At 68.2% G+C, this 25,094-nt stretch carries 27 protein-coding genes, 1 tRNA gene and 1 pseudogene; 15 read left to right on the forward strand and 14 right to left on the reverse strand.

Annotation, left to right across the window (positions count from 1 at the left end; genetic code table 11):
• Positions 1 to 6: 6 nt before the first annotated feature.
• On the reverse strand, positions 7 to 573 hold the full coding sequence (locus tag NO364_RS00715; RefSeq protein WP_257628273.1) for an endonuclease dU: 567 nt from the start codon (positions 571 to 573) through the stop codon (positions 7 to 9).
• Positions 570 to 746 carry a DUF5786 family protein gene (locus NO364_RS00720; protein ID WP_157689402.1) on the reverse strand — a complete coding sequence of 59 codons (177 nt, stop codon included), beginning with the start codon at positions 744 to 746 and terminating at the stop codon, positions 570 to 572. Before NO364_RS00720 ends, NO364_RS00715 begins: the two co-directional genes overlap by 4 nt.
• A 97-nt stretch (positions 747 to 843) precedes the next feature.
• Here NO364_RS00720 and NO364_RS00725 point away from each other — a divergent pair, with 97 nt between their 5' ends.
• Positions 844 to 1,455 (forward strand): MBL fold metallo-hydrolase, encoded by a 612-nt coding sequence (locus NO364_RS00725; RefSeq protein WP_257628274.1) that lies wholly within the window; start codon positions 844 to 846, stop codon positions 1,453 to 1,455.
• Between the two features lie 43 nt (positions 1,456 to 1,498).
• On the opposite strand, the gene NO364_RS00730 is transcribed toward NO364_RS00725, so the two are convergent.
• Positions 1,499 to 1,648 (reverse strand): 50S ribosomal protein L40e, encoded by a 150-nt coding sequence (locus NO364_RS00730; protein ID WP_157689400.1) that lies wholly within the window; start codon positions 1,646 to 1,648, stop codon positions 1,499 to 1,501.
• A 101-nt stretch (positions 1,649 to 1,749) separates the two neighbouring features.
• Here NO364_RS00730 and NO364_RS00735 point away from each other — a divergent pair, with 101 nt between their 5' ends.
• Entirely contained in the window at positions 1,750 to 2,214 is a 465-nt protein-coding gene (locus NO364_RS00735; RefSeq protein ID WP_157689399.1) for a TRAM domain-containing protein, read from the forward strand.
• A 76-nt stretch (positions 2,215 to 2,290) separates the two neighbouring features.
• Positions 2,291 to 2,758, forward strand: a complete 468-nt coding sequence (locus NO364_RS00740) for a Tfx family DNA-binding protein (RefSeq protein WP_157689398.1) — start codon at positions 2,291 to 2,293, stop codon at positions 2,756 to 2,758.
• Here the strand turns inward: NO364_RS00740 and NO364_RS00745 are convergent.
• Both NO364_RS00745 and NO364_RS00750 read right to left on the reverse strand, forming a co-directional pair.
• Positions 2,755 to 3,768 (reverse strand): mannose-1-phosphate guanylyltransferase, encoded by a 1,014-nt coding sequence (locus tag NO364_RS00745; RefSeq protein ID WP_257628275.1) that lies wholly within the window; start codon positions 3,766 to 3,768, stop codon positions 2,755 to 2,757. The two genes, NO364_RS00740 and NO364_RS00745, sit on opposite strands and share 4 nt — an antisense overlap.
• A 47-nt stretch (positions 3,769 to 3,815) precedes the next feature.
• A complete protein-coding gene (locus NO364_RS00750) occupies positions 3,816 to 4,088 on the reverse strand; it encodes a DUF7091 family protein (protein WP_157689396.1) in 273 nt (90 codons plus the stop codon).
• A gap of 150 nt (positions 4,089 to 4,238) precedes the next feature.
• On the opposite strand from NO364_RS00750, the gene NO364_RS00755 reads away from it, so the two are divergent.
• The 3 genes from NO364_RS00755 to NO364_RS00765 all read left to right on the forward strand — a co-directional run bounded on the left by NO364_RS00755 (position 4,239) and on the right by NO364_RS00765 (position 6,262).
• Entirely contained in the window at positions 4,239 to 5,171 is a 933-nt protein-coding gene (locus tag NO364_RS00755; protein WP_157689395.1) for a replication factor A, read from the forward strand.
• Position 5,172: 1 nt separating this feature from the next.
• Positions 5,173 to 5,784 (forward strand): RPA family protein, encoded by a 612-nt coding sequence (locus NO364_RS00760; RefSeq protein WP_157689394.1) that lies wholly within the window; start codon positions 5,173 to 5,175, stop codon positions 5,782 to 5,784.
• A 73-nt stretch (positions 5,785 to 5,857) separates the two neighbouring features.
• Complete coding sequence (locus NO364_RS00765; protein WP_157689393.1) at positions 5,858 to 6,262, forward strand: DUF8146 domain-containing protein; 405 nt, start codon at positions 5,858 to 5,860, stop codon at positions 6,260 to 6,262.
• Here NO364_RS00765 and NO364_RS00770 read toward each other — a convergent pair.
• Positions 6,254 to 6,709, reverse strand: coding sequence for a DUF5814 domain-containing protein (locus NO364_RS00770; protein WP_257628276.1), 456 nt, complete (start codon positions 6,707 to 6,709; stop codon positions 6,254 to 6,256). The genes NO364_RS00765 and NO364_RS00770 overlap by 9 nt on opposite strands.
• A gap of 117 nt (positions 6,710 to 6,826) precedes the next feature.
• On the opposite strand from NO364_RS00770, the gene NO364_RS00775 reads away from it, so the two are divergent.
• From NO364_RS00775 to NO364_RS00785, 3 genes are all read left to right on the forward strand, one after another.
• Positions 6,827 to 6,898, forward strand: a tRNA-His gene (locus tag NO364_RS00775).
• A 525-nt stretch (positions 6,899 to 7,423) separates the two neighbouring features.
• Entirely contained in the window at positions 7,424 to 8,416 is a 993-nt protein-coding gene (locus NO364_RS00780) for a hypothetical protein (protein ID WP_157689391.1), read from the forward strand.
• A gap of 144 nt (positions 8,417 to 8,560) precedes the next feature.
• Positions 8,561 to 9,664 (forward strand): AI-2E family transporter, encoded by a 1,104-nt coding sequence (locus tag NO364_RS00785; RefSeq protein WP_157689390.1) that lies wholly within the window; start codon positions 8,561 to 8,563, stop codon positions 9,662 to 9,664.
• Positions 9,665 to 9,675: 11 nt separating this feature from the next.
• Here NO364_RS00785 and NO364_RS00790 read toward each other — a convergent pair whose 3' ends face one another.
• Entirely contained in the window at positions 9,676 to 10,863 is a 1,188-nt protein-coding gene (locus NO364_RS00790) for a M50 family metallopeptidase (protein WP_257628277.1), read from the reverse strand.
• Between the two features lie 153 nt (positions 10,864 to 11,016).
• Here NO364_RS00790 and NO364_RS00795 point away from each other — a divergent pair, with 153 nt between their 5' ends.
• The 3 genes from NO364_RS00795 (at position 11,017) to NO364_RS00805 (ending at position 14,377) form a co-directional block, all read left to right on the forward strand.
• Positions 11,017 to 11,703: an inorganic diphosphatase gene (locus NO364_RS00795; RefSeq protein WP_257628278.1), complete on the forward strand. Its 687-nt coding sequence runs from the start codon at positions 11,017 to 11,019 to the stop codon at positions 11,701 to 11,703.
• Positions 11,704 to 11,790: 87 nt separating this feature from the next.
• A complete protein-coding gene (locus tag NO364_RS00800) occupies positions 11,791 to 12,168 on the forward strand; it encodes a cupin domain-containing protein (protein WP_257628279.1) in 378 nt (125 codons plus the stop codon).
• Positions 12,169 to 12,325: 157 nt separating this feature from the next.
• Positions 12,326 to 14,377: a DEAD/DEAH box helicase gene (locus NO364_RS00805; RefSeq protein ID WP_257628280.1), complete on the forward strand. Its 2,052-nt coding sequence runs from the start codon at positions 12,326 to 12,328 to the stop codon at positions 14,375 to 14,377.
• Here the strand turns inward: NO364_RS00805 and NO364_RS00810 are convergent.
• A complete protein-coding gene (locus NO364_RS00810; protein ID WP_157689385.1) occupies positions 14,374 to 14,772 on the reverse strand; it encodes an acyl-CoA thioesterase in 399 nt (132 codons plus the stop codon). The genes NO364_RS00805 and NO364_RS00810 overlap by 4 nt on opposite strands.
• A gap of 276 nt (positions 14,773 to 15,048) precedes the next feature.
• On the reverse strand, positions 15,049 to 15,252 hold the full coding sequence (locus NO364_RS00815) for a DUF7511 domain-containing protein (protein ID WP_157689383.1): 204 nt from the start codon (positions 15,250 to 15,252) through the stop codon (positions 15,049 to 15,051).
• A 236-nt stretch (positions 15,253 to 15,488) separates the two neighbouring features.
• Between NO364_RS00815 and NO364_RS00820 the strand changes: the two genes are divergently transcribed.
• The gene (locus tag NO364_RS00820) at positions 15,489 to 15,914 is read left to right on the forward strand and encodes an EamA family transporter (RefSeq protein WP_157689382.1); all 426 of its coding nucleotides are present in this window, start codon (positions 15,489 to 15,491) and stop codon (positions 15,912 to 15,914) included.
• Between the two features lie 166 nt (positions 15,915 to 16,080).
• Here NO364_RS00820 and NO364_RS00825 read toward each other — a convergent pair whose 3' ends face one another.
• From NO364_RS00825 to ilvB, 4 genes are all read right to left on the reverse strand, one after another.
• Positions 16,081 to 16,527 (reverse strand): MaoC family dehydratase, encoded by a 447-nt coding sequence (locus NO364_RS00825; RefSeq protein ID WP_157689381.1) that lies wholly within the window; start codon positions 16,525 to 16,527, stop codon positions 16,081 to 16,083.
• A gap of 100 nt (positions 16,528 to 16,627) precedes the next feature.
• The gene (locus NO364_RS00830) at positions 16,628 to 18,361 is read right to left on the reverse strand and encodes an acyl-CoA carboxylase subunit beta (protein WP_257628281.1); all 1,734 of its coding nucleotides are present in this window, start codon (positions 18,359 to 18,361) and stop codon (positions 16,628 to 16,630) included.
• A gap of 1 nt (position 18,362) precedes the next feature.
• Complete coding sequence (locus NO364_RS00835) at positions 18,363 to 19,529, reverse strand: acyl-CoA dehydrogenase family protein (protein WP_157689379.1); 1,167 nt, start codon at positions 19,527 to 19,529, stop codon at positions 18,363 to 18,365.
• Between the two features lie 58 nt (positions 19,530 to 19,587).
• Positions 19,588 to 21,345: a biosynthetic-type acetolactate synthase large subunit gene (gene ilvB / locus NO364_RS00840; RefSeq protein ID WP_257628282.1), complete on the reverse strand. Its 1,758-nt coding sequence runs from the start codon at positions 21,343 to 21,345 to the stop codon at positions 19,588 to 19,590.
• A gap of 260 nt (positions 21,346 to 21,605) precedes the next feature.
• Here ilvB and NO364_RS18235 point away from each other — a divergent pair.
• A pseudogene (locus NO364_RS18235) lies at positions 21,606 to 22,619 on the forward strand (DUF7972 family membrane protein).
• A 152-nt stretch (positions 22,620 to 22,771) separates the two neighbouring features.
• On the opposite strand, the gene NO364_RS00850 reads toward NO364_RS18235, so the two are convergent.
• On the reverse strand, positions 22,772 to 23,401 hold the full coding sequence (locus NO364_RS00850; RefSeq protein ID WP_157689377.1) for an archaellin/type IV pilin N-terminal domain-containing protein: 630 nt from the start codon (positions 23,399 to 23,401) through the stop codon (positions 22,772 to 22,774).
• 149 nt (positions 23,402 to 23,550) lie between these two features.
• Between NO364_RS00850 and gatB the strand changes: the two genes are divergently transcribed.
• Positions 23,551 to 25,041, forward strand: a complete 1,491-nt coding sequence (gene gatB / locus NO364_RS00855; protein ID WP_157689376.1) for an Asp-tRNA(Asn)/Glu-tRNA(Gln) amidotransferase subunit GatB — start codon at positions 23,551 to 23,553, stop codon at positions 25,039 to 25,041.
• Positions 25,042 to 25,094 lie beyond the last annotated feature (53 nt).

Genomic DNA, 25,094 nt, shown 5'->3' on the forward strand with positions numbered 1-25,094 from the left:
GGCGGCTTAAGTCCCCCCGTCCGCCCGGAACCGGCGAGCGGCCCGGGCGGCCAGCCGCGCCACCCGGAGCGGCTCCGGGCGGCCGCCGGACGGCGTGAACGCCCGCACCGCCTCGGCGGCCGCCGCGTCGTCGACGCCGACGGCCCGGACGTACACCGTCTCGTCGTTCACGTCGACTCGCCGCCGCGGCGGCAGGTCGCGGTACGTCCGGAGCCGCCGGTCGAGCGCGTCGCCGGAGAACTGTTCGCGGAGCGCGGGTTCGAGCCCGGGGCTGGCCTCGAACGACACGGAGAGCACGGGGCGGCCCACCCGCTCGTGGAGCGCCGACAGGTCCACGACGTTGAACCATGCGGGTGCGACCCCCGCGACGAGGAGGACGCGCACGTCCTCCCGATCCAGCGTCGTCCAGAGATCCGCGATGGCCTCGGTGGCGTCGGTGCCGCCGACGGCACACGATCCGAAGGCGAACCCGTCGGTGACCCGGTCGCGACGGCAGACGACACCGCAGAGCACGCTCCGATCGTCGTCGGAAAAAGATTCGGCGACTCCGAGCGCCCGCGCGCCGGCTTTCACTCGTCTTTGATCTCTTTGAGCCGGTCGATCAGCTCGTCGTTCGACGCCCCGATCTCGAACTCCACCGACCCCCGGTGGTCGTTCTCGGACGTCTCGACGCCCTCGTTGTCGTCGAGGTCGGCGTCTAACTCCTGGTTCTCCTGTTCGGATTCATCGTAGCTCCCGAAGCCCATACGTGTACGTCTACCAGACGCACGACCAAAAAAGATTTGCAGGGGGCGGTCGTCACTCACCGGCCGGTTTTTGTCGCTGTGCGCGGAAGACGGCGGTATGGACGTCCACAACGTCACCGCGGACGCCGAGGAGTTCACCTGCAACGCGTACCTGGTCACCGGCGAGCGTCCGGCGCTGGTGGACGCGGGGACGATGCCGGGCGTCGTCGACGTTATCGCCGACCACGTCGACGACCTGGATCGGGTGGTGCTCACCCACCAGCACCACGACCACGTCGGCGAACTCGACGCCGTCCTCGACGCCTTCGACGCCGACCTGTACGCCCACGCCGACCACCCCCGGCGGACCCACGCACTCGCCGACGGGGACGGGGTGGCCTTGGGCGAGGAGTCCTTCGACGTCGTCCACACGCCGGGTCACGCCGACGACCACGTCTCGCTCGTGGGCGAGCGCACCCTGTTCAGCGGCGACGTCGTCGTCTACAACGACGGCGCCTTCGACGACGGGAGCTTCGGGCGCACCGACAGCCCCGGACAGTCACGCGAACGGCTCATCGAGAGCCTGGAGGCGCTTCTGGAGCGACTCCCCGACTCGGTGACGGCGATGTACGCCGGGCACGGCGACCCCGTCCCCGACGACGAGAGCGTCCGGGCGGTGATCGAACGGGCGCTCGCGCGGGCCGAGCGCCGGGAACCGAAGTACGACTGACGGGCGCGATGGGGGACGAACGGAAAAAGCCGACGGCGACGGTTCAGGCGCTGCGGCGCTCTTTGGCCTTCGGTCGAAGCTTCTTGTACCCGCACTTCCGGCAGCTCTCGGCCCGGGCGGCGTTGCGCGCGTTACACCGCATGCAGATCTGTTTTTCGAGCATCCGCTTTTCCGCTTCCTCGAACTTAGCCATGGGGCGGAGTTTTCGGCCGACCGGCATAACCCTTGCGAGTGCCCCCGAGCGATGGTCGGGACAACGCAAGCGTTTAGACGGCCGGTGGAGTAGTCCGGGGTATGGCGAACTGTCCGCTCGCCGACGACTGCCCCAGTTTCTCGGAGCGCATCCAGGGCATGGGGTGCCAGCACTACGGTGACCGCGGGGGCGCCGAGTGGTGTAACCACTACGATATGCCCATCTCCGACCTGAAACAGCAGCCGGTGAAACCCGGCGAGGAACTCGTCGTCGAGGTGACCGACATCCACGAGAGCGGCGCGGGCGTCGGCCGCACCGAGGACGGCTTCATCGTCCTGGTCGACGGGACCCTCCCGCCGTCCCGGGCGCGGGTACGCATCGACCGCGTGAAGGCCAACCACGCCACGGCCGACGAGGTCGAACGGCTTCCCACGGATCCCGAGGAGGAGGCGGACGAGGAGGGCGAGGACGCCGTCGACGCCGAGACGGAGTCGACGGCCGACGACGGCGGCGACTCGGGTCGCCCGGAGCAACTCGGCAGTCGCGACAACTTCTGGGGCGGGTGAGCGTCGGCGCCGACGCGGCGTCGCGAGCGGACAGCCCGAAGTGTAGCTTTTAGGGCCCCAAGGCATACGTCGAGGCATGGACGACGACCCGGACGCGGACGCGCTGCTCGAACGCGCCGGATTCGACCCGCAGGAGAGCGTGCTGACGCGTCGGCAGGCGGAGGTGCTCGCGCTTCGCGAGCGTGACGTGCGCCAGTCCACCATCGCGGACCTGCTCGGTACCTCCCGTGCGAACGTCTCGAGCATCGAGTCGAGCGCACGCAAGAACGTGGCGAAAGCACGGGAGACGGTCGCGTTCGCCGAGGCGCTCACCGCGCCGGTTCGCGTCGAAGTCGACGAACACACCGACCTCTACAACGTCCCGAAACTCGTCTACGACGCCTGTGACGCCGCGGGGGTGAAGGTCAACCACACGGCGCCGGACCTGATGAAACTCGTCAGCGACGAGGCCGGCGACGCGGTGCAGGGTCGCGAGGTGCAGGCACCGCTCCTGGTCGGCGTCACCACCGACGGGACCGTTCGCGTCCGCCAGTCGAAGCGCTAGAACTCGCCTTCTGCGTCCAGTTCGGCGACCAGTTCCCGGACGCGCTGTGCCGCCGCCGTCGGCACCACGAGTATCCGGTCGTCGTAGGCGACGACTGCCAGGTCGTCGACGCCCACCAGCGAGACGTGGACGTCGTCGCCGGCGACGACGTTGTTCGTCGCGTCGACGGCCCGCACCGACGCGTCACCGGCGACGACCGTCCCGTCTCCGTCGGCCGGGAGGATCCGCCGCAGGGCGTCCCACGACCCCAGGTCGTCCCACGCGATATCGAGGGGGACGACGGCGACGTCCGTGGCACGTTCGAACACCGCGTAGTCGACGCTCACGGGGTCGACCGCCGCGAACCCGGCCTCGGGGTCGCCCCGGTCGAGCGCGTCGATCAGGGGGGAAAGCGGTGCGTCCGCCGCCCCCGCCGCTTCCCGGAATGCCGCGGGCGTCCACGCGAAGATACCCGCGTTCCAGTAGTACCCCGCCTCGACGTATCGCCGCGCCGTCTCGGCGTCGGGTTTCTCGTGAAAGGCGGCCACCTCCGCGTACGCCCCCCGATCGGGACCGGGTTCGACGTAGCCGTAGCCGGTGTCCGGCCGGTCGGGTTCCACGCCGAAGGTGACGAGCGACCCCGTCCGGGCCGCGACCCGCGCCCCGCGCTGGGCCGTCGGTTCGAACTCCCCCTCGACGTGGTGGTCGCTCGGGAGGGCGAGCACCACGGGGTCGTCGAACCGCTCGGCGACGCGGTGGGTAGCGTAGGCGAGCGCCGGCCCGGTGTCCTTGCCGGCGGGTTCGACGAGGACCGACGCTTCGGGGACCGCCTCCCGGACGGCGTCGGCGAACGCCGGGCGGGTCGAGACGACCACCTCGTCGGCGAAGTCGGCACGGGCGACGGTGCGTTCGAGGAGCGTCCCCTCGCCCCCCAACGCGAGCAACTGCTTCGGGCGGTGGCGACGACTCGCGGGGTAGAGCCGTGACCCGACACCCCCGGCGAGCACCACCGCGACGAGCGGTCGGTCCATACTGGGCCGGTCGGCGCCTCCGGGCAAAAGCGCTCCGACGGGCGGCCTCACCACGTCTCGACGATACCTTCGCGGACGTCCTCCGCACAGCCCTCGCAGTCGGGATGGCCCGCCTCGAAACACTCGGGGCGCCCCTCGTCGTCGACGGCGACGGCGCGCCGTTCGGCCTCCCGACGGCAGACGATACGGACGCGCCCCGCCTCGTCCCGGGGCAGGTCGGCCGCTGTCCGGCCATCGCGGTAGGCCCGCCGTGCCTCCCCGTAGCGGCGGCCGGCCGAGCGGAACGCCGTCCGCACGAACCGTTCCAGTCGGTCGTCCATACACCCGCTTGCGGCGGCCGCCTCAAAGACCCGTCGCCGGGGGAGAACCCCGAGCGGTCCACTTTCACCCCGGTCACGGAACTTTTTATATCGTCGCGCACCAACCGGCGTGTGCCTCCCCACGAGAACAGACCGGAGGCGAGTGAGACCATGACCGATTTGCATACCCACGCGGAGGATATCGTAGCGCAGTTCTCGGATCACCTCGATCTGGACGTCGACGAGGTCGAGGAGCGACTCGACAACCTCGTCAACGAGTACCGGGTCCCGGTGGACGAGGCCCGGCGAAGCGTCGTGAACAGTTACCTCGACGAGGCGGACCTGGACCGCGACGCGCTGGGCGGTGGGGGCGGCAACGCCTCCGTCGGCCTCGCCGAGATCGACCAGGACGAACAGTGGCTCGACGTGACCGCCGAGGTCGTCGAACTCTGGGAGGCCCGGAGCGACTCCGTCGCCCAGGTCGGCCTGCTCGGCGACGAGACGGGCACCACCAAGTTCGTCGCCTTCGAGACCTCCGACCTGCCCGCACTGGAGGAAGGGACGGTCTACCGGCTGGAGAACCTGGTGACCGACGAGTACCAGGGCAACTTCTCGGTGAAGCTCAACCGGACGACCACGATCACCGAGGTCGACGAGGAGATCGAGGTCGGCGACGACGCCGAGACCGTCGAGGGGGCGCTGGTCGACATCCAGAGCGGCAGCGGCCTCATCAAGCGCTGTCCCGAAGACGACTGTACGCGCGTCCTCCAGAACGGCCGGTGTTCGGAACACGGCGACGTCGAGGGCGAGTTCGACCTGCGGATCAAGGGCGTCCTCGACGACGGCGAGGCGGTCCACGAGGTCATCTTCGACCGCGAGGCCACCGAGTCGCTCACCGGTACGACCCTCGAAGAAGCGAAGGACATGGCGATGGACGCCCTCGACACCACCGTCGTCGCCGAGGAGATGCGCGCGGACACGCTCGGTCGGTACTACCGGGTGAGCGGCCCGCAGTTCGGCCGGTACGTGCTGGTCGACGACTTCGAGCGGCTGAGCGATCCGATCGACGCCGAGGCGGCCCTCATCGAAGCGAGGTCGATCTGACATGAGCCAGGCACCCACCCGCGAAGTCGCGCGCCGCGTCTTCGCCCGCGAGTTCAACGACGCGAGTCACACGTTCAAGGAGTCCGAGGACGAACGCGCCCCCGTCTACCTCCTGCTCCCGACCGGCGAACGCGCGAACCGCGTGTTCCTCGTCGGGACGCTCACCGAGAAGGAGGACGTCGGCGAGGGCGACGAGTACTGGCGGGGTCGGATCGTCGACCCGACGGGCACCTTCTTCGTCTACGCCGGGCAGTACCAGCCCGACGCCGCCTCGACGCTCCGGGACCTCGAACCCCCGGCGTACGTCGCCGTCGTCGGCAAACCGCGCACCTACGAGACCGACGACGGGAGCGTCAACGTCTCGGTGCGGCCCGAATCCATCACCCCCGTCGACGCCACCACGCGGGACCGCTGGGTGGCCGAGACGGCGACCCGGACGCTCGAACGCGTCGCCGCCTTCGACGACGAGGGCGACGAGTACGCCCGGATGGCCCGCGAGCAGTACGACCTCGCGGTCGACGAGTACCGCGAGGTGGCGCTCGCGGCTCTCGAAGGGCTCGACGAGTCAGACGAACTGGCCGACGACGACGCCGATGTCCCCGCCGAGCACTGACCACGGATCGGTGCCGGCGAGGCCCCTCGTCTGACAAACCGTTAAGTGAGTCGCCGTCGAAGTCGGGGTGACGATGGGCAACAAGAACAAGACCATCTCGTTTCGCGTCAACGAGGACGCGTTCGAGACCCTGCGCGAGATCGCCGAGGAGCGCGACCTCTCGCTTTCGGCGGTGTTTCGCGACTACGTCGACATGCTCGTTGCCCACGACGGCCAGGTCCGGGTCGTCCCCGAACACGAGTTCGACGCCGCGACGGACGACGGCGCCGATTTCCCGCCGACCGTCGAGGTGCCAAAGAGCTTCGTCCGCGAGCACGAACGCCTCGAACTCGAAGCCGAACACCTCCGGGAACAACTCGACGAGCACAAACGCTACGTCAACCACCTGCGGGAACGCCTGGAGGAGAGCGAGGAAGACGTCATCCAACTCGAAGACCTGGACGGCGAGCGCGACGAACCGTCCTACCGGTTAGGCTGACAGGGTCCGACGCGCCTTGCGGGCGCGTGATTCCATCTCGTCGTCGCCCTCGACGGCGGCCAACGACTCCACCGCCTCCAGCCGCCGCACCGCCCGATCCAGGAAGGAGAGGACGTCCCCCGGATAGGCGTAGAGCATGTACTCGTCGCTCATCACGTCGACGATGGCGTCCGGCCCGAGTCCCTGGGCCCGAAGCTCCAGCAGGTAGCGGACGAACTGTCGCTCCGGATAGCCCGTATAGAGGTCGTCGGGGTCCTCGCAGTCGAGGAAGTCGGTCGCGAAATCGAGCAGTCGGTCGCGGGTCGCGTCGTCGAGTTTCGAGAGGCCGTCGCCGCTGTAGAGCACCTCCATCGTCGCCCCCTTGAACGCCCCCTTGGGGATGGACGTATCCAGCTGGGAGACGATCTGGCGGTGGTTCTTCAGATAGACCTTGTCGGTGATGGCCACGACCGTCCCGTAGGCGGCTACGAAACTAAAGCGTCCCGACTCCGGGCGTGGGGACGGGACTCACCCCCGTCACGAGTCGTAACCTACTTCACTCACAGCACAGTACCGTAATCCGTGTCCGGGTTGGGGTAGTGGTTATCCTTCAGCCTTGTGGAGGCTGAGACGCGGGTTCGATTCTCGCACCCGGACTTTCTGTCTGCGAACGAACGTGAGCAGACGAACGTCCATCGTAAGAGAATCGAATCAGGGAACGGAGCGAGCGAACGCGAGCGGAGTGACCGTGGTTCGATTCTCGCACCCGGACTTTCCGCGGAACGCAGTGACGAAGTAAGCCGGAAGGCGAGCACTCGGGGAGTGAAGCGAGCGGAACGACCGTGGTTCGATTCTCGCACCCGGACTTTCTGTCTGCGAACGAACGTGAGCAGACGAACGTCCGTCGTAAGAGAATCGAATCAGGGAACGGAGCGAGCGAACGCGAGCGGAGTGACCGTGGTTCGATTCTCGCACCCGGACCTTCTCGCGACGAACGTGGGGAGCGGACGGTCACCCGAGACCCGAATCGTCCGCCAGTTTGCCCCGTGAACGAACCCGCACAGCGGCGGCGCCCGTCCGCCTTCGACGCACACACTAGTCGACTGGCCAACATCTTTATCCGCCGACAGTCGTATCGGTCGGGAGGCGTGGTACCACACGCCACGATCGACGAAAACACCCATGTCAGAACACGATCCATCACCGATCCGACGACGCGTGACGCGGCGGGGTCTGCTCCGATCGGCGGTCGCCGGGGGTGTCGCGACCGGCGGTCTCGCGACGTCGGTCACGGCACAGGGGAACGGGAACGGCGACGGTACTTCGAAGGGCTTCCCGCCGGACGGGATCACCGAGTACGGCGACGCGGTCGACCTCGGCGAGGGACGGGTGCGGCCGTTCACGACCGAGACGCCGTCGGGAGAGCCGAAGTACCACGGCGTGGAGTTCGATCGGTCGGCACTGGAGGGACTGCCGAGCGCGGCGGAACTGGACGAAGACGAGGGGACCTACGACGACAAGTACGGGCCGAACGGCGAGGCACTGGAGGTCCATCGGAAGCAGTCGCTGGAGTTTTTCGTCCCCTTCCCGGACGCGGCGGAGACGCCGTTTACCTTCCTCGGGCTCAACTGGAACCCGGACGGCCACCCGGGCGGCAAGGGGGCGTGGCTGGTTCCACACTTCGACGTCCACTTCCACATGCTCGATACGGGAACGGTCGACGCCATCGAGGGGCCAGCCCTCCCGCCGTACGACGACCCCGAGGCGACGGGGGAGATTCCGGCCGAGCGGATCCCCGATGGCTACGTCCGTTCGCCGGAGCCGGTCGCCGACGAACGCTACATCACGGACATGGGCGAACACACGGCCCCGAGGGACGCGCCGGAACTCCCGGACGGCCCCGACGACGACGGGAACCCGGACCGGTTCACGGCCACGCTGATCCAGGGGTTCGTCGGCGTCGGCGCGAGCGACGCCGACCCGCGGCTGGCGTTCGTCGAACCGATGCTCACCCGCGAGTACCTGCGTGACCTCGACGGCACCGACGTGTTCGACGTGCCACAGCCGGAGGTCTACCCCCACGACGAGCGCCACCCGCGGACGTACGCCATCCGCGACGTCCCCTCGGCGGAGACGGTCTGTGTCGTGCTCCAGGAGTTCGAGCCCGTCGACTGATTCGGATTCGTGTGACCGTTCACCGGTGGTTCGCCAGGACAGTCCGGCGACCCACCGGTACCGACTCGATCAACCGTATGCGGGGACAGCGCCGAGACACGACACCACGATTTTTGACCCCGGGCGGTGGATGGGGCGATACGCATGGACGAACGTCGCGCTATCGTCGCCCTCTTCGGTCTCCTCGTCACCGCCGTCATCGCCTACATGGCGTATCGGTTCGTCGCCGCCCTCACCGTCGCCGTGTTCATCTACTACTCGACCCGGCGGTTCTACCGGGCCCTCGGACGGCTTCGACTCCCCAAGCGGGTCCGGGCGGTGACCGTGATACTCCTGCTTGCACTCCCCTTGCTCCTGTTGCTCAGCTACACCCTCGTCCTCCTGGTCACCGAGACTCGTCGGTTCGTCGACACGTATCCGGTCATCGAGACGGCCGCCGCGAACGTGGCGTGGCTGGAGGGGCTGGAGGACCTGCCCAGCCTCTCCTTCGAGAGCGTCGTCGAGGCGTACCGTGCCGGACGGTTCGACGCGATCATCGACTTCCTCGTGGAGAACGCCGCCCTCCTGACGAGCGCCATCACGGGCTTTTTCCTCAACCTGTTCATCGTCATCGTCGTCAGCTACTACCTCCTGATCGACGGCTCGAAGTTCTACGGCTGGCTGGAACGGTTCGACGACGACGCCATCGTCCGGGAGTTCCTGGAGGCGGCGGACCGCGAACTCGAGGCCATCCTCTTTGGCAACCTCCTGAACGTCATCGCCATCGCCCTCATCGGTGTCGGCGCGTTCAAGGGGTACAACGCGCTCGCGCCCGCGGCGGTCCAGGTGCCGTATCCGGCGCTCGCGGGCGTGCTCACGGGCGTCGCGAGCCTCATCCCGGTCGTCGGGATGAAGATCGTCTACGTCCCCATCACCGCCGCGATGTCGATCCCCCTCGTCCTCGACTCCGAGTACTCCCTGCTCGTGTACGTCGCCGCCTTCCTGGCCGTGGCGGTCGTCGTCGTCGACACCATCCCGGACCTCGTGCTCCGGCCGTATCTCAGCGGCGAGCGTACCCACGTCGGTCTGCTGATGCTCGCGTACATCTTCGGCCCGGTCATCTTCGGTTTCTACGGGCTCTTTTTCGCCCCCGTCGTCCTCGCACTTGGGGTGACTTTCGCCCACACGGCACTTCCCCGACTGCTCGGCGGCGACGACGCCGTCGACGCCACGCTGCCGCCGGACCAGCGTCGCCTCGACGAGTTCTGAGCGGCCGTCGCTCACCGCCGTGCGAAGTCGGCGTCGTTCGACAGGCGGTCGAATCCCGTCTCGCCGCCGGACGCCGTCCCCCGGGTCCGGATGATGTCGAACGCCGTCATCAGGTCCGAACGGGAGATGAGGCCGACGAGGGTCCCGGCGTCGTCGACGACGGGCAGCCGACCGACACCCTCCCGTTGCATCGTCGAGATGGCGTCCATCGCGTCCGCGCCCGGCGCGATGGTCACCAGGTCGGTCGCCATCACGTCCTCGACGCGGTAGGCGTCCCGTTCCACGTCGCGAACCTCGCGCGTGTCGTCGAGCGTGACCATCCCCACGAGGCTCCCCGCGCGCAACACCGGATAGCCCGTGTGGCGCTCGCGGAACATCCGATCCGTGAGCGCCGACAGCGAGGTGTCGGCCGTGACGGTGTCCAGATCCGCCGCGGGCGTCATGACGTCGGCGACGGTGACGTCCTGGAACGCCGCCTTCATCACCGTCTGCTGGGCCTCGCTCGACGCGCCGATGTAGATGAAGAAGGCGAGCGCGATCAGAAAGAGGTTGGCGAACAGGCCGACGATGGCGAGGACGACGGCGAACAGTTTGCCCACCTCGGCGGCGATCTGGGTGGCCTGGGCGTGCGGGCGGGTCCGTGCGAGCAGTGCCCGGAGGACGCGCCCGCCGTCCATCGGGAACCCGGGGAGCATGTTGAAGACCGCCAGCGCCACGTTCGTCATGGCGAGATACGCCAGGACGAACTGGACGGTCGGGAGGCTCCCGGGGACGACGAGGAAGGCCAGATAGGAGAGGACGCCGAGGGCGATGCTGACGAGCGGTCCGGCGACGGCGATGGTGAACTCCTGTTTCCAGTTCTCGGGCATCTCCGCGAATCGCGCGACGCCGCCGAACAGCCAGAGGGTGATCGAGTCGATCTCGTAGCCGTACTGCATGGCGACCAGGGAGTGACCGAACTCGTGGAGGAGGACACAGACGAACAGGCCGGTGGCCGCCGCGGCGCCGAGGAGCCACGGGACGGATCCCACGGTGAGCGTATCGACGGGCATCGCGGCCCCGAGGACGTCGTTGAGGACGGTGACCAGGTTCCCCACGTCGGCCCCGATCAGCCAGGCGAACAGCGGGAGGACCAGGAGGAAGGTCAGATCGAGTTTGATCGGAATGCCGAACGCGCTTCCGATGCGGATACCGCGCATACGACACGTTGCGAGGGGACGGACTTAACTCTTGTAAGCCCCCGATCACGGCGTCCGACCGTTCTCCATGTATCGGTTTCTCACACCGACGTTCCGATCGGCATATGTCGATATTATAAACCGTTAATGGTCGATCGTCGCTCCGTCCATCCGATGTTCCACGACCGAGACGAACTGCCACCGTCGGCGTCCCGTCGCTCCTTCCTGGCCGGTGCCGGTACGGTCGCCGGACTGTCCGCCGTCGGTCGGGTCGGTGCGGTCGACGCCGACGAGCAGCGAGTACGACAACTCGACACTGGAACGAACGAATCCATGAGCTACATCTCCGACATCGATCAGCACGACGACTTTCCGAACACGATCACCGCGGTTTCGGTCGCACAGATGAACAGCCGCGAGAAGTACGAATACCGCGAGGATCCACACCGGATCATCCTCGATCGGACCCTCCACAGCGAGGTTCGCTACCCCGGCGACTACGGGTTCATCCCGCGGACGGCCATGGGCGACGGCGACCCGCTCGACGTCCTGGTCATGCTCCACTCGTCGCTGTTCCCCGGCTGTGTCCTCGACGTGCGACCGGTCGCCGTGGTTCGGATGACCGACGCGGGCGAGAACGACGACAAGATCGTCGGCGTCCCCGCCGACGATCCGCGGTGGGCACACGTCTCCGAGGTCGACGACATCCCCGAACACACCCGCGAGGAGATCGCGGAGTTCTTCCGGACCTACAAGAACCTCGAACCGGACGGCGACATCGTCGTCGGCGGGTACGACGACAGCGAGGCTGCCCGGGGGATCATCTCCGACGCCAACACCCGGTTCCACGAACGGGGCTGACGACCCGGGGAACGGGCGGTCGGGATCCCGTCCGGTCGGCGGTCGTCGACGCCAAACGCTTAGTCGTGGGGCCACCTACGCACCCGCATGAGTGAAGGGTCGACGACGCCGGTGCTCAAGCGAAGCGACGAGATCACGTACGAACCCGTCGACGCCGCCGACGGCCTCTCGAAGGGCGTCCTGCTCGACGAGGCGGACGGTGCGCCGAACTTCGCGATCCGTCGGTTCACCCTCGATCCCGGCGCCGAGGTGCCGAAACACACCAACGCGGTCGAACACGAACAGTACGTCCTCTCGGGGGAGTACGTGGTCGGAATCGACGGCGAGGAACACGTCGTCTCGGCGGGCGATACCCTCCTGATCCCCGCCGGCGTCCCCCACTGGTACCGCAACGAGAGCAACGAGACCGGCGCGTTCGTCTGTGCCGTCCCCAACGGCGACGACACCATCGAACTCGTCGACTGATACGGAGTACCGTAACTGTTCACCGGTGGTTCGCGGGGACAGTCCGGCGAACCACCGGTACTGACTTACAATAACCAGTATGGGGCACGCGGGCCGCCGCGAACGGGACACGTGTGGAGTCGAACGGCTGAAATACCCGGTCCACGTAGCCGGATTCGTGTCACGGCAGGTCGGACGCGTCGAGACGCTCTTCCTCCACGGTCGCGACGGCGACTTCCTGGTCGCCGTCACGCGCGACGGTGAACGTGTGTTTCGGGCGGTCCTCGAACTGAAGGAGACGGACGCCGGTCCGCGCCCGGGTCGCTTCCGGCTCAAACGCGGATCGACCGAGGAGCCACGCGACCCGAGCCAGTTCGTCGAACTCGCGCGCCGCGCCGAGCGCATCCGCATCTCCCAGCAGACGTCGCCCGCGGACCGCGAGCGTCTGGAGGCGATGCTCGACGGCTACCAACTGGACGCCCTGACGGTCCGAACCTGCCGATACTGTGCCTCGGCCGGGCGTTACTCGCCGATCACGGAGGACACCGCGATCAAGGCCGACCGGGATTACATCTGCCCGGACTGTGCGAAGCAGGAGCTCGACGGCGAACTCGCCTACGCCGGCGGCCTGACCGGCGCCGCACAGGACCGACTCGAGGACCTCCTGTTGGAGGTACAGGACCTCGACCGCATCACCGACCTCCTGCAGGGCGAACTCGATCCCGACCTCACGAAGTTCGACGAGATCGGGGCCACGGTCGAGGACGTCGACCCCGTCGCCACCGCCGACCTCGACCTCCACCCGAAGCTGAAATCCCAGGTGACGGACCGGTTCGAGACGCTCCTCCCGGTCCAGAGCCTCTCGGTACGCAACGGCCTGCTCGACGGCGACGACCAGCTCGTCGTGAGCGCGACGGCGACGGGCAAGACGCTCGTGGGCGAACTCGCCGGCGTCGACCGCGCGCTGAAGGGGAAGGGGAAGCTCCTCTTTCTGGTCCCCCTGGTCGCCCTCGCCAACCAGAAAGAGGAGAACTTCGAGGAGCGGTACGGCGACCTCGTCGACGTGACGATCCGGGTCGGCGGGAGCCGCGTCACCGACGACGGCACCCGCTTCGACCCCTCGGCGGACGTGGTCGTCGGCACCTACGAGGGGATCGACCACGCGCTCCGGACCGGGAAGGACCTCGGCGACGTCGGTACGGTCGTCATCGACGAGGTCCACACCCTGAAGGAGGGCGAACGCGGCCACCGCCTCGACGGGATGATCTCCCGGCTCAAACACTACTGCGAGGACCGGGCGTCGACCGGCGGCGACTACGCGGGCGCCCAGTGGATCTACCTCTCGGCGACGGTCGGCAACCCCGAGTGGCTCGCCGAGCGCCTCCGGGCCCGCCTCATCGAGTTCGAGGAGCGGCCGGTCCCCATCGAGCGACACCTCACCTTCGCGGACGCTCAGGAGAAGGTGCGGATCGAGAACCGGCTGGTGCGCCGGGCGTTCGACAGCAAGTCCTCGAAGGGGTATCGGGGACAGACCATCATCTTCACCAACTCCCGGCGGCGCTGTCACGAGATATCCCGGAAGCTGGAGTACGACTCGGCGCCGTACCACGCCGGCCTCGACTACGGGCAGCGCAAGCGCGTCGAGCGCCAGTTCGGGAACCAGGACCTCGCGGCCGTCGTCACGACGGCGGCGCTGGCCGCCGGCGTCGACTTCCCCGCCTCACAGGTCGTCTTCGACACCCTCGCGATGGGTATCGAGTGGCTCTCGGTCCAGGAGTTCGAGCAGATGCTCGGGCGGGCCGGCCGCCCCGACTACCACGACCAGGGCGTCGTCTACCTCCTGGTCGAGCCCGACTGCGCCTACCACAACAGCATGGAGATGACCGAAGACGAGGTGGCGTTCAAGCTGTTGAAAGGGGAGATGGAGGACGTCCGCACCGTCTACGACCTCTCGGCGGCCGCCGAGGAGACGCTGGCGAACATCGCCGTCGCGGGCAAGGGCGCAAAACGCCTCAACGACCGGATGCTCGGCGACGTGCCGACGACCCAGGCGGTCGGCAAACTGCTCGAGTGGGACTTCATCGACGGGCTGACGCCGACGCCCCTGGGGCGGGCGGTGACCCGCCACTTCCTCGCGCCCGACGACGCCTTCGCCATCCTCGACCGCATCCGCAAGGGGATGGATCCCCACGAAATCGTCGCCGAACTGGAACTCCGCGACGAGGACTAGACGCGGTAGGACTCCATCCGGTCCACCCAGTCGGCCGGTAACGGCCGCGAGCCGCCGCCGTCGGAGTCGACGTACACCTGGACCGTCTCGGCCGTCGCGGCCACCCGGTCGCCGACCCGGACCTCGTACCCCATCGTGACGCTCGATTTCCCGATATCGCGGACGCCCATGGCGACGGTCACCGTGTCGTCGAGTTCGATCTGACTCCGGTAGTCGATTTCGAGGTTGACGAGGACGGTGTCGATGTCGTCGAGGCCGACGCCGAGGACGTCGGCGTAGTAGTCGACCCGGGCCTGTTCGAGGTAGGTGGCGTAGACGGCGTTGTTGACGTGGTGCATGGCGTCAACGTCGCGAAAGCGCACCCGTATCTCCGTCTCGTACTCGAAGGTGGACATACGGTGCCCGTGGACGAGCGCCCATTTGTGCCTATCGGCTGGGGCGGCCGGAGGTTACTGCACCTCTCCGTCCTCCGTGTGGTCGACGTCACCGACCAGCACATCGTCCCCGTCGACGACGGTCACGGTCGACGGCGACGATGGGACACGGCCTCGCGGTCGGTCGCGGCGGCGTCGCCGACGGTGCGGGCTTTCCCGAGTACGACGACGACCGGGGGCCGTGAGCCGGCGGCGCAACGAGCGCTTGGCGGCGGTGCGGCGGGCGCTCGCGGCCGACTAGCGCATCTCGTCGAGGTGGTCGAAGGCCTCGGCGTCGGCGGTCAGCCAGTGGGTGAGCCGCTCCACCTCGCTCGCGTCCGGCGGATAGAGCGTTCGCCGGTCCGCGGAGCCCTCGTAGGTGACGACGACCGACCGGAGACGCCCCTCCGCATCCCTCTCCACCTCGGTCGTGGCGCCGTCGGAGCCTGTGGTGTTCGACATGACGCGTTCGTCGATCGGCCGCGCCGACGGTTAATCGCTGCTATGTTGGCTCCGTCCCCGCCGGTATCCCTCGATACCGTCCGTACGACAACGGATCCCAATGGAGCGGCCGTGTTTCCGCGCGGAACGACACGTGGCTGAACCACCCGAACGCACTCACCCCATCGCGGCGAAGGTCCACCCGTCGGTCGCGCTGAACGCGAGTTTCTTCAAATACCGATACGAAAGCTTCAGCGATGGGATTGGCCGAAATAGACTCCGGAATCGTATTCGGGTCGATTACGATGGTTACCTGGGGGATTTGGACGGTTTTGGGAAACGCCGCGTCGGAGTCCATCGATCCGCGGACCGCCGCCGCGATCTCGTATCTCGTCGCGGGTCTGCTCGCACTCGGATTCCTCGTCGTTTCGGATGCATCGCTCGCCGTGACGGCGAGAGGGGGGCTGCTTGCCGGTGTGGCCGGGTTGTTCACCGGAGCCGGCCTCATCTCGATGTACATCGGATTCTCCCAGGGGTCGGCGACGATGGTCGCCACGCTCGGTGCCATGTATTTCGTCGTCGCGGCCATCATCAGTATGACCGTTCTCGGGGACGAGGTTACGATCACGAAATGTATCGGAATCGCGTTCGCAGGTCTCAGTATCGTCCTGATCACCCGGTAGGGGTACCGGTGCACTGATACGGATTATTGTAACTGGTTGCCAGTGGTTCGCCGAGACGGTCCGGCGAACCACCGGTACTGACTTACAATAAACAGTATGAGGCGTACTCGACGACGGTGAGACGGATCACGGCGGTGCCCAGCCGACGGGTTCGGCCGGCGGGGCCTCACGACGGCCGCTTGCGGGCGAGGACGGTCCGGTCGAACGAGCACACGAGTCGGTCGCCGACGTGGGCCTCGACGTGCATCGTGACTACACCACGGTCGCCGTCGCTCGTCTCGCGCTTGTCGGTCACGGTGGTCCGTGCCCGGAGCGTGTCGCCGACGTAGACCGGCGCCGGATGCTCCACGTCGTCGTACGCGAGGTTGGCGACGATGGTGCCGTCGGTCGTGTCGGGGATGGACAGCCCCACCGCGAGGCTCATCGTATAGAGGCCGTTGACGATCCGCTCGCCGAACTCGGTCTCCGCCGCGAACTCGGCGTCGAGGTGGAGCGGCTGCTGGTTCATCGTCAGGTCACAGAAGCGCTGGTTGTCGCTCTCGGTGACCGTTCGCCGCTTGTCGTGTTCGTAGGTCGTTCCGACCGCGAACTCCTCGTAGTAACGCCCCGTCATGGGGGTCCCGTGGGCCGCGACGGACAAAAGGAGCGGTCCCGGTCACGCCGTCGCGCGACGCCGCGACCCGCCGCCGGGCCGCGGGGCGCCGATCTCCCGGTCAGAGCACCGTCCCGTGTTTCTTCTCCGGACGCTCCTTCTCGACCGTCTCGTAGAACCCGAAGCGGCCGACCAACTCCTCGCGCAGCGTACTCGGCGGCACGAGCTCGTCGATCACCACCTCGCTGGCCATCCGGTGGACGTCGATCCCCTCGCGGTACTCCTCGCGGAGTTCCGCCTCCCGTCGCTCGCGCTCCGCGGGATCGTCGATGTCGGCGAGCTTGCGGGCGTAGACGGCGTTGATCGCCGCCTCGGGACCCATGATGCCGATCTCGGCGCCCGGGAGCGCCAGCGTCGACTCGGTGTCGTAGGCCGGTCCCGACATCGCGTAGATGCCCGCGCCGTAGGCCTTCCGCACCACCACGCACTGTTTCGGCACCGTCGCCGCCGAGGTGGCGTAGATCATCTTCTTGCCCGCCTCCAGGATCCCCTCCTTCTCGACGCTCGATCCGGCCATGAACCCCGGCGTGTCACAGAGGTAGAGCAGGGGGATCCCGTAGGCGTCGCAGGTCCAGACGAACTCGGCGGCCTTCTCGGCGGCGTCGGGGAAGATGGCGCCCGCACGCCTCGCCGGCTGGTTGGCGACGACCCCGACCGGCCGGCCATCCAGACGGGCGAAGGCGGTGACGATCTCCGCGCCGTACTCCGATTTCAGCTCCAGCACCGACCCCTCGTCGGCGAGGCGGTCGAGCAGGTCCCGGACGTCGTAGGCCTTCCGCGGCGCCTCGGGCACCACGGCGTCGATACCGTCCGGCGACTTTGCCGGATCGCGGCCCTCGGTCCGCGGCGGATCGGCGTCGGCGTTGTCCGGGAGGTAAGCGAACAGTCGCGCAACGAGCGATCGGGCCTCGGACTCGTCGGCGGCGACCAGGTCCGCGCTCCCCGACTCGGCGGCGTGGACCCCGGGCCCGCCCAGTTCGTCCATGCTGATCTCCTCGCCGGTGACCATCTCGACCATGCGCGGCGAGGCGATGGCCATCGCCGACCCCTCGACCATGACCGTGAAGTCGGCGAAGACGGGGGTGTAGGCGGCGCCCGCGATACAGGGTCCGTACAGCACGCAGACCTGTGGCACCGCCCCCGAGAGCCGCGAGTGGTTGTAGTAGAACTTCCCGATCCCCTCGCGGTTGGCGAAAAAGCCCGTCTGCTGGTCGATCCGGCCCCCCGAGGAGTCCATCAGGTAGAGCACCGGCCGCCCCGTCTTGAGCGCCCGCTCCTGCATTCGGAGGAACTTCTCGACGCCCTTCTCGGCCATCGACCCCGCCTTGACCGTGTAGTCGTTGGCCATGAAGTGGACCGCCCGCCCCTCGAAGGTGGCGGCGCCGGTGATGAGGCCGTCCGCGGGGAGGCGGTCGCCGTCCCCCTCACCCGGGGCCGACGGGTGCCACGCGTCGAAGTTGGCGAACTTCCCGTCCTCGAAGGTGAGCCCCTCGGGGAACCAGCGGTCGAGGCGGTCGCGGACGAACAGCTTTCCGGCCTCCCGCTGTCGCTGTCGGTACGCCTCCGGTCCCCCGTCGAGGATATCCTCGATTTCGGCCCACAGAGCCGCCTCGCGGTCGGTCGGCCCCGCCGCGTCGTCGCCGTCCCGTCCCGTCCCGTCGGGCGGGTCGCTCTCGGCCACCGGCTCCCCGTCTCGGTCGGCGAACACGCGGACCCGCTCGCCGAACCGGGCCGCGAGCGCCCTGGCGATGGCTTCCGCCTCCGCGGCCGTCGTCCCGGCGACGCGAACGTCCATCTCAGTACGACCTCGGGAAGCCGATCTCGGTCGCGATGTGGTTGTACGCCATCTGCTGGGTGACGGGCGCGAGGCGGGTGAGGTTGATCTCGCGCCACCACCGCTCGACGTCGTACTCCCTGGCGTACCCCCACCCGCCGAAGGCCTGCATGGCGTGGTAGACGGCGTCGATGCCCGCCTCCACCGCCGCGGCCTTCGCGACGTTGGCCTCGTAGCCGCAGTCCTCGCCACGGTCGAACAGCCACGACGCCTTCCGTCGCATCAGGCGCGCCGTCTCGACGCCCGTGTAGGCCTTCGTGATCGGGAAGGAGACGCCCTGGTGGGTGCCGATGGGCGCGCCGAACACCTCGCGCTCGTTGGCGTAGTCGACGGCCTTCGAGACGGCGAGTTCGGCGACGCCCGTCGCGCCGGCCGCGAACCCGATCCGTTCGGGGTTGAGCGTCTCGACCAGGTGCCACCAGCCGGCGTCCTCCTCGCCCAGCAGCGCCGTCTCGGGCACGTGGACGTCCTCGACGAACACCTCGCAGGACTTCGAGTAGTTGAGGGCGTGTTTGGGGATGGGCGACACCTCGATTCCGGGGTCGTCCATGTCGACGACGAAGAGGCTCAGCCCCTCGGTTGGTTTCGCCACCTCCTCGCGCGGCGTCGTGCGGGTGACGAGGATCATGTCGTCGGCGCGGTCGGCGAAGGTGATCCAGGCCTTCTTGCCGTTCAGGACGTACCCGTCGCCGTCGCGTTCGGCGCGCGTGCCGACGTTCAGCGTGTTCGTCCCCGCGTCGGGTTCGGTGATGGCGACGGAGAAGAGCCGGTCGCCCGCCGCCAGGTCGGGCAGGGACGCCTCCTTCTGGGCCTCGGTGCCCGACTCCCGGAGCGCGACGGCGGCCATGCCCGCGGTGACGACCAGATACCAGGTGCCGGCCATCCCACAGCCCTCGGCACACAGCGTCTCCATCGCCAGCCCCATCTCCTGGAGGCCCATGCCGGCGCCGCCGTACTCCTCGGGGACCAACAGCCCGTGGAAGCCCGCCTCGCCGAGTTCGTCCCAGAAGTCGGCGGCGAACTCGCCCGCTTGCTCGCGTTCGCGCCAGTACTCGGGGCCGTACTCGGCCGCGATGTCCTCGGCCGTCGATCGGATCAGCGCGTGTTCGGGTGGCGCTTCGAAGTCCATACGTCCGTTTCGGGGATCCGCAACCTATACTCTTGCCACGGGGTGACACGTGTCGGGGTCACAGGTCCGCGAGTTGCGAGCCGTTCAGCGCGAACTTGGCGTCGTCGCCGCCGCTCGGGACGATGGGATAGACGTCCTCCTCCGGAGCGACGTGTGCGTCCACGATCGACGGGCCGTCGTACTCGAGCGCCGCCCGAAGCGTCTCGGCCACCTCGTCGTCCGTCTCGAGGCGGAAGCCCTTGGCGCCGAACGCCTCCGCGAGCGTGTCGAACTCCGGAACCCAGGAGTACTCCGAGGCCATCCGGCGGCCGTCGAAGAAGGCGTCCTGCCACTGCCGGACCATTCCGATCGCCGCGTTGTTGAGGACGACCACCGTGACGTCGAGGTCCTCCCGGACCGCGACGGCGAGTTCCTGGACCGACATCAGGAAGGAGCCGTCGCCCTCGAAGCAGACGACCGACCGGTCGTCGGCCGCGGCGAGGCGCGCGCCGATGGCCGCCGGGAGTCCGTACCCCATCGTCCCCAACCCGTGGGAGGAGACCCACGTCCGGGGGTGCCGGAACGTCCAGTACTGCATCGCCCACATCTGGTGTTGGCCGACACCCGTCGTGACGATCGCGTCTTCGGGCGTCAGCGCGTCCGTCGCCTCGACGACGAACTGCGGTTTCAGGGGGCCGTCCTCGGCGGTCCTGTAGTCCATCGCGTACTCGTCTCTCCACTCCTCGCACGCCGTACGCCACGCGGCCGCGTCGGGCGACCGGGGCGTCGCATCGCGGAGTTGGTCGAGCACCGTCGCCGCGTCGCCGACGAGCGGGTGGTCCGCGTGCACGTTCTTGTCGATCTCCGCGGGGTCGATGTCGACGTGGACCACCGTCGCTCCCGGTGCGAACGTCTCGACGCCGCCGGTGAGTCGGTCGTCGAAGCGCGTCCCGACGGCGAGCAACACGTCGCAGTGCTGGAGGGCCATGTTGGCGTAGCCGGTGCCGTGCATGCCCGCGACGCCCATCGAGAGGGCGTGATCCTCGGGGAACGAGCCGAGTCCCGGCATCGTCGTCACGACCGGCAGGCCGAACTCGGTCGCCACCGCCCGGAGTTCACCCCACGCCTCGCCCTTGATCACGCCGCCGCCGGCGAGGACGACGGGACGCTCGGCGCCCGCGAGGGCGGCCGCGGCCGCGTCGACCCGGGCGCCGTCGGCCGCATCGGGCACCTCGACGTGGGCGGGGCGTGGGGGGTCGCCGGGCGTCCACTCGGCGGGTGCCTGCGTGACGTCTTTCGGGAGGTCGACCAGCGTCGGCCCCGGCCGGCCGTCGCGGGCGAGCGCGAACGCCTCGCCGACGTCGTCACCCACCGTATCGGGATCGGTCGCGAAGTAGTTCGTCTTCGTGATCGGTTCGGTCACGCCCGTCGTGTCCGTCTCCTGGAAGGCGTCCTTGCCGACTAGCGTCGACGGGGCCTGCCCGGTCAGGGCGACCACCGGATCGGAGTCCATGTCGGCGTCGGCCAGCCCGGTGACGAGGTTGGTGGCGCCGGGGCCGGAGGTGGCCAGACAGACCCCCGGCGTGCCGGTGACGGTGCCGTAGGCGTCGGCGGCGTGGGCCGCGGACTGTTCGTGGCCCATGACGACGTGTTCGATGTCGGCGTGATACAGGGCGTCGTAGACGGGCATGATGGCCCCGCCCTGTACCCCGAACGCGTGGTCGACGCCGGCGGCTTCGAGCGCCGCGACGACGGCGTCGGCACCGCTCGTGATCGGTCGCGTGGCTGTGGTCGATTCCTCCGCTGGGTCTTGCTGGACTGAAACGTGTTCTGTCATGTGGGTCGTGTGGCGACGGCGTCACGGTGGCGCGGCGACGCCGATGGTCGGGGGTCGTTGCGGACGGGACGGATTCGAGGAGAGAGGATGTTGTGGGGCTACTGAGCCCCGATAATCGCGACGATGGACACACCACTGTCGGCCGGCGGCCGTCCGGGTGTGGTGGACCGTGTCATCTGTCAACTCACATGGCTGGCGCAGGTATTAAGCTTCCGCTCGGCGCGGCGCCGGCCCCAGTCTTTTGCCCCCCCAACGAGGCCATGGGCGAGGATCACTCCGGCGATACGCTGCGCGCTCGCGCCGGCGAGAGCCGAACCAAACTCCGGTTCCTGCTGGAGGCCGACCGTCGCCTCATCGTCGCGGGGCTGGTCGTCGTGGCGTTTCTCGTCTTGCTCGTGACCGGCACCTATCTCCCGGGTGCGGAGGGGACCCTCCGCGAGAGCGACTCGATCGACACCCTCTTCCAGGGCTTACTCACCGCGACGATCACCGGTGTGACGCTGGTGTTGACGCTCAACCAACTCGTGCTCTCCCAGGAACTGGGGCCCCTCGGCGACCAGCGCGACCGGATGCGTGGTGCCCTCGACTTCCGCGAGGACACCGCCGAGATGCTCGGCGCCCCGGTCAGTCCCGCCTGCCCCTCGGAGTTCCTGCGTGCGCTCGTCGAACTCGCCGGCCAGCGCGCCAGGGCCCTCGGCGAGACGGTCGAAGACGGTGACGACGGCTACGACGCGGTGCGTAATCTCACCGAAGGCCTGACCGAGAACGCGACGTAGGTCGCCGACGACCTGCACGGCGCCCAGTTCGGCGGGTTCGACGTGCTCTCGGCGGTGCTGGACTTCAACTACTCGTGGAAGCTGTTCACCGCCCAGCGTATCCGCAACCGCTACGACGTCTCCGACGAGACCCGCGACGCGCTTGACCGGTTCGTCGACACGCTCGAACTGTTCGGCCCCGCGCGCGAACACTTCAAGACGCTCTACTTCCAGTGGGAACTCATCGACCTCTCGGAGAGCATCTTCGCGGTCACGATTCCCGCACTGCTCGTCGCGGCCTGCATGATCGCCTTCTTCGATCCGACGAGCTACCCCGGCGTTCTGGTGCCGGTCGTCGCCCTGGCCACCACGGTGTCGGTACTCCCCTTTCTCGTCTTGCTGGTCTACGTCATCCGCATCGCGACGGTGGCGAAACACACGCTCTCGATCGGTCCGTTCATCCTGCAGGAGGCGGAGGGAATCGAGGAGGTGTCGTGGGCCGACGACGAGTCCCGTTAGCCTTTAGCCACCAACGGTGCAACCCCGCAGAATGACTACGCAGGCGCTCCAGTACCGTGATCTCGCGGTCGTCACCGGGCTGGAGGTTCACACCAGTTCGAGACCGGCACGAATTTGCTCCGTGGCTGTTCGACCGAGGCGGCCGTGAAGGGTCAGTCGTTGTCAATCTCCAGCGTACCCGAGTCGGTTTCGTCGCCGTTGATTCCGACGGTGACGGCGTAGTCACCCGCGCCGTCGGGGTTATCCACCTCCTCGAACTCCACGATCAACGCGTCGCCGCCCTCCAGGTTGTAGTTCCCCGATAGCTCGATCGTGATCGTGTTCCCGCCGTCGGAGACTTTCACCCCGTCGTCGGGTGGACAACACTCCACGTCGTCGGTCGCGTCGACCTCGATGTCGCCGTCGCGATCCTCGTCGATCCCGACGGTCTCGATGTCCTCGCGTTCGTCCACCCCCGTGACGCTCGCCGATCCGTCGGGATATTCGACGACCACGCTGTTCAGGGAGTTGCCGGCAGCGTCGGCACCCGTCGCGATAGTGTAGTTCACCACGTGCACCGTGTTTTCGTCCGGATCGTCGTCGCGCGCCCAGATCAGTTCGGATCGGTAGCTGTCGTTCCACCCCCCAGCTCCCCGGTCGTCGGTCAGATCGCCCACCTGATCGCGCTCACGGTCGAAGTCGGCCATCTGCGTCGCCCCGGCGGCGAACATCGAGGCCAGCAGGAGGGTGATGACGATCACGACGACCGTCCCCACGAGCGGGGAGATCCCTCGGCGGTTCATCGTCCTGACTTGGGGGCCCCATCGGCAACAAAGCCACGATCGGTTCTCAGTAGTGAAAACGAACCGCTCTCCACCGGCCTGTCCTGCGCGACAGCGACTGTCCGACGAGTCCCGTTAGCCTTTAGCCACCGCCGGTACAACCCCGCACAATGACTGCGCAGGCGCTCCAGCAACGTGATCTCGCGGTCGTCATCGGGCTGGAGGTCCACGTCCAGCTCGAGACCGACACGAAGATCTTCTGTGGCTGTTCGACCGAGTCGGCCGACGACGAGGGGCCCAACACCCGGACCTGTCCCGTCTGTCTGGGCCTGCCCGGTGCCCTCCCGGTCCTCAACGAGGCGGCCGTCGAGGCCGCGGTGAAGGTGGGGAAGGCGCTCGACGCCGAGGTCGCCGAGGAGACCCGGTTCCACCGCAAGAACTACTACTACCCCGACCTGCCGAAGAACTTCCAGATCACGCAGTACGACGCACCGATCTGTGCCGACGGCTCCCTGGAGGTGAGCGTCGAGGACGAGCGCCGCGAGGTCGGCATCGGCCGTGCGCACCTCGAGGAGGACCCCGGGAGCCTCCAGCACGAGGGCGGCAACATCGAGACGGCCGAGCACACGCTCGTCGACTACAACCGCGCGGGCACGCCGCTGATGGAAATCGTCACCGAGCCCGACTTCCGGGGGCCGGCCGAGGTCCGGGCTTTCCTCGCGAAACTGGAGGAGGTCCTGGAGTACCTCGGCGTCTTCGACGCCTCGCGCGACGGCAGCCTCCGGATCGACGCCAACATCTCGCTGGTCCCGGCCGACGAGATGGACGGCGACGGCGACGTCGACGAGGCGGCGCTCGAAGCGGCCAACCGCACCGAGGTGAAGAACATCTCCAGTCACAAGGGCGCGGAGCAGGCACTGGCCTACGAGGTGACCCGCCAGAAGAACGCCGTCGAGCGCGGGCGAGAGATCGAACAGGAGACGCGCCACTGGGACGAGAGCCGGGGGATCACCGTCTCCATGCGCTCGAAGGAGGAGGAGAAGGACTACCGCTACTTCCGCGAGGCGGACCTCCCGCCCCTGCAGGTCGCGGACTGGAAGGAGCGGATTCCGATCCCGGAGCTGCCGGACGCGCGCCGCGAGCGCTTCCGCGAGGAGTACGGGCTCGACCCCGAGGCGGCGTCGAAGCTCACGTCGACCAAGGAGGTGGCCGACTTCTTCGAGACCGTCGCGGACCGCTTCGATCCCGGCCTCGCGGCGACGTGGGTCGCCGACGACCTGCTGGGCGAACTCAACTACCGCGACATGCGGGTCACGGACGTCGAGGGGCGACTCGACGAGTTCGCCCGCCTGATCGAACTCGTCGACGCCGACGAGATCACGGAGAAGAACGCCCGCGAGGTGGTGTTGCGGACGATGCTCGACGAGGGCGAGGACCCGGACACCGTCGTCGAGCGCGAGGGACTGGGCAAGGCGGGCGACGACGCCGTCGCCGCCGCCGTCGACGCGGCCATCGAGGAGAACCCCGACGCCGTCGAGGACTACCACGACGGCGAGGGTGGCGCCCTCAACTTCCTCGTCGGGCAGGTGATGAGCAAGACCGGCGGGAGCGCCGACCCCGGGACGGTCAACGGCCTGCTCCGCGAGCGCCTGGACGAGTGAGCGGCCGCGGGGGCGCTCCGTGTCCCCAGTTCACACCACTCACGTCCGGTGAT

This window comes from Haloplanus salinarum, from assembly GCF_024498175.1.
In the GTDB taxonomy this organism is placed as follows: Archaea; Halobacteriota; Halobacteria; order Halobacteriales; family Haloferacaceae; genus Haloplanus; species Haloplanus salinarum.

Coding starts and splice junctions, on each gene's coding strand:
- NO364_RS00720 (WP_157689402.1), bottom strand. CDS start 746: ATGGGCTTCGGGAGCTACGATGAATCCGAACAGGAGAACCAGGAGTTA.
- NO364_RS00725 (WP_257628274.1), top strand. CDS start 844: ATGGACGTCCACAACGTCACCGCGGACGCCGAGGAGTTCACCTGCAAC.
- NO364_RS00730 (WP_157689400.1), bottom strand. CDS start 1,648: ATGGCTAAGTTCGAGGAAGCGGAAAAGCGGATGCTCGAAAAACAGATC.
- NO364_RS00735 (WP_157689399.1), top strand. CDS start 1,750: ATGGCGAACTGTCCGCTCGCCGACGACTGCCCCAGTTTCTCGGAGCGC.
- NO364_RS00740 (WP_157689398.1), top strand. CDS start 2,291: ATGGACGACGACCCGGACGCGGACGCGCTGCTCGAACGCGCCGGATTC.
- NO364_RS00745 (WP_257628275.1), bottom strand. CDS start 3,768: ATGGACCGACCGCTCGTCGCGGTGGTGCTCGCCGGGGGTGTCGGGTCA.
- NO364_RS00750 (WP_157689396.1), bottom strand. CDS start 4,088: ATGGACGACCGACTGGAACGGTTCGTGCGGACGGCGTTCCGCTCGGCC.
- NO364_RS00755 (WP_157689395.1), top strand. CDS start 4,239: ATGACCGATTTGCATACCCACGCGGAGGATATCGTAGCGCAGTTCTCG.
- NO364_RS00760 (WP_157689394.1), top strand. CDS start 5,173: ATGAGCCAGGCACCCACCCGCGAAGTCGCGCGCCGCGTCTTCGCCCGC.
- NO364_RS00765 (WP_157689393.1), top strand. CDS start 5,858: ATGGGCAACAAGAACAAGACCATCTCGTTTCGCGTCAACGAGGACGCG.
- NO364_RS00780 (WP_157689391.1), top strand. CDS start 7,424: ATGTCAGAACACGATCCATCACCGATCCGACGACGCGTGACGCGGCGG.
- NO364_RS00785 (WP_157689390.1), top strand. CDS start 8,561: ATGGACGAACGTCGCGCTATCGTCGCCCTCTTCGGTCTCCTCGTCACC.
- NO364_RS00790 (WP_257628277.1), bottom strand. CDS start 10,863: ATGCGCGGTATCCGCATCGGAAGCGCGTTCGGCATTCCGATCAAACTC.
- NO364_RS00795 (WP_257628278.1), top strand. CDS start 11,017: ATGTTCCACGACCGAGACGAACTGCCACCGTCGGCGTCCCGTCGCTCC.
- NO364_RS00800 (WP_257628279.1), top strand. CDS start 11,791: ATGAGTGAAGGGTCGACGACGCCGGTGCTCAAGCGAAGCGACGAGATC.
- NO364_RS00810 (WP_157689385.1), bottom strand. CDS start 14,772: ATGTCCACCTTCGAGTACGAGACGGAGATACGGGTGCGCTTTCGCGAC.
- NO364_RS00815 (WP_157689383.1), bottom strand. CDS start 15,252: ATGTCGAACACCACAGGCTCCGACGGCGCCACGACCGAGGTGGAGAGG.
- NO364_RS00820 (WP_157689382.1), top strand. CDS start 15,489: ATGGGATTGGCCGAAATAGACTCCGGAATCGTATTCGGGTCGATTACG.
- NO364_RS00825 (WP_157689381.1), bottom strand. CDS start 16,527: ATGACGGGGCGTTACTACGAGGAGTTCGCGGTCGGAACGACCTACGAA.
- NO364_RS00830 (WP_257628281.1), bottom strand. CDS start 18,361: ATGGACGTTCGCGTCGCCGGGACGACGGCCGCGGAGGCGGAAGCCATC.
- NO364_RS00835 (WP_157689379.1), bottom strand. CDS start 19,529: ATGGACTTCGAAGCGCCACCCGAACACGCGCTGATCCGATCGACGGCC.
- ilvB (WP_257628282.1), bottom strand. CDS start 21,345: ATGACAGAACACGTTTCAGTCCAGCAAGACCCAGCGGAGGAATCGACC.
- NO364_RS00850 (WP_157689377.1), bottom strand. CDS start 23,401: ATGAACCGCCGAGGGATCTCCCCGCTCGTGGGGACGGTCGTCGTGATC.
- gatB (WP_157689376.1), top strand. CDS start 23,551: ATGACTGCGCAGGCGCTCCAGCAACGTGATCTCGCGGTCGTCATCGGG.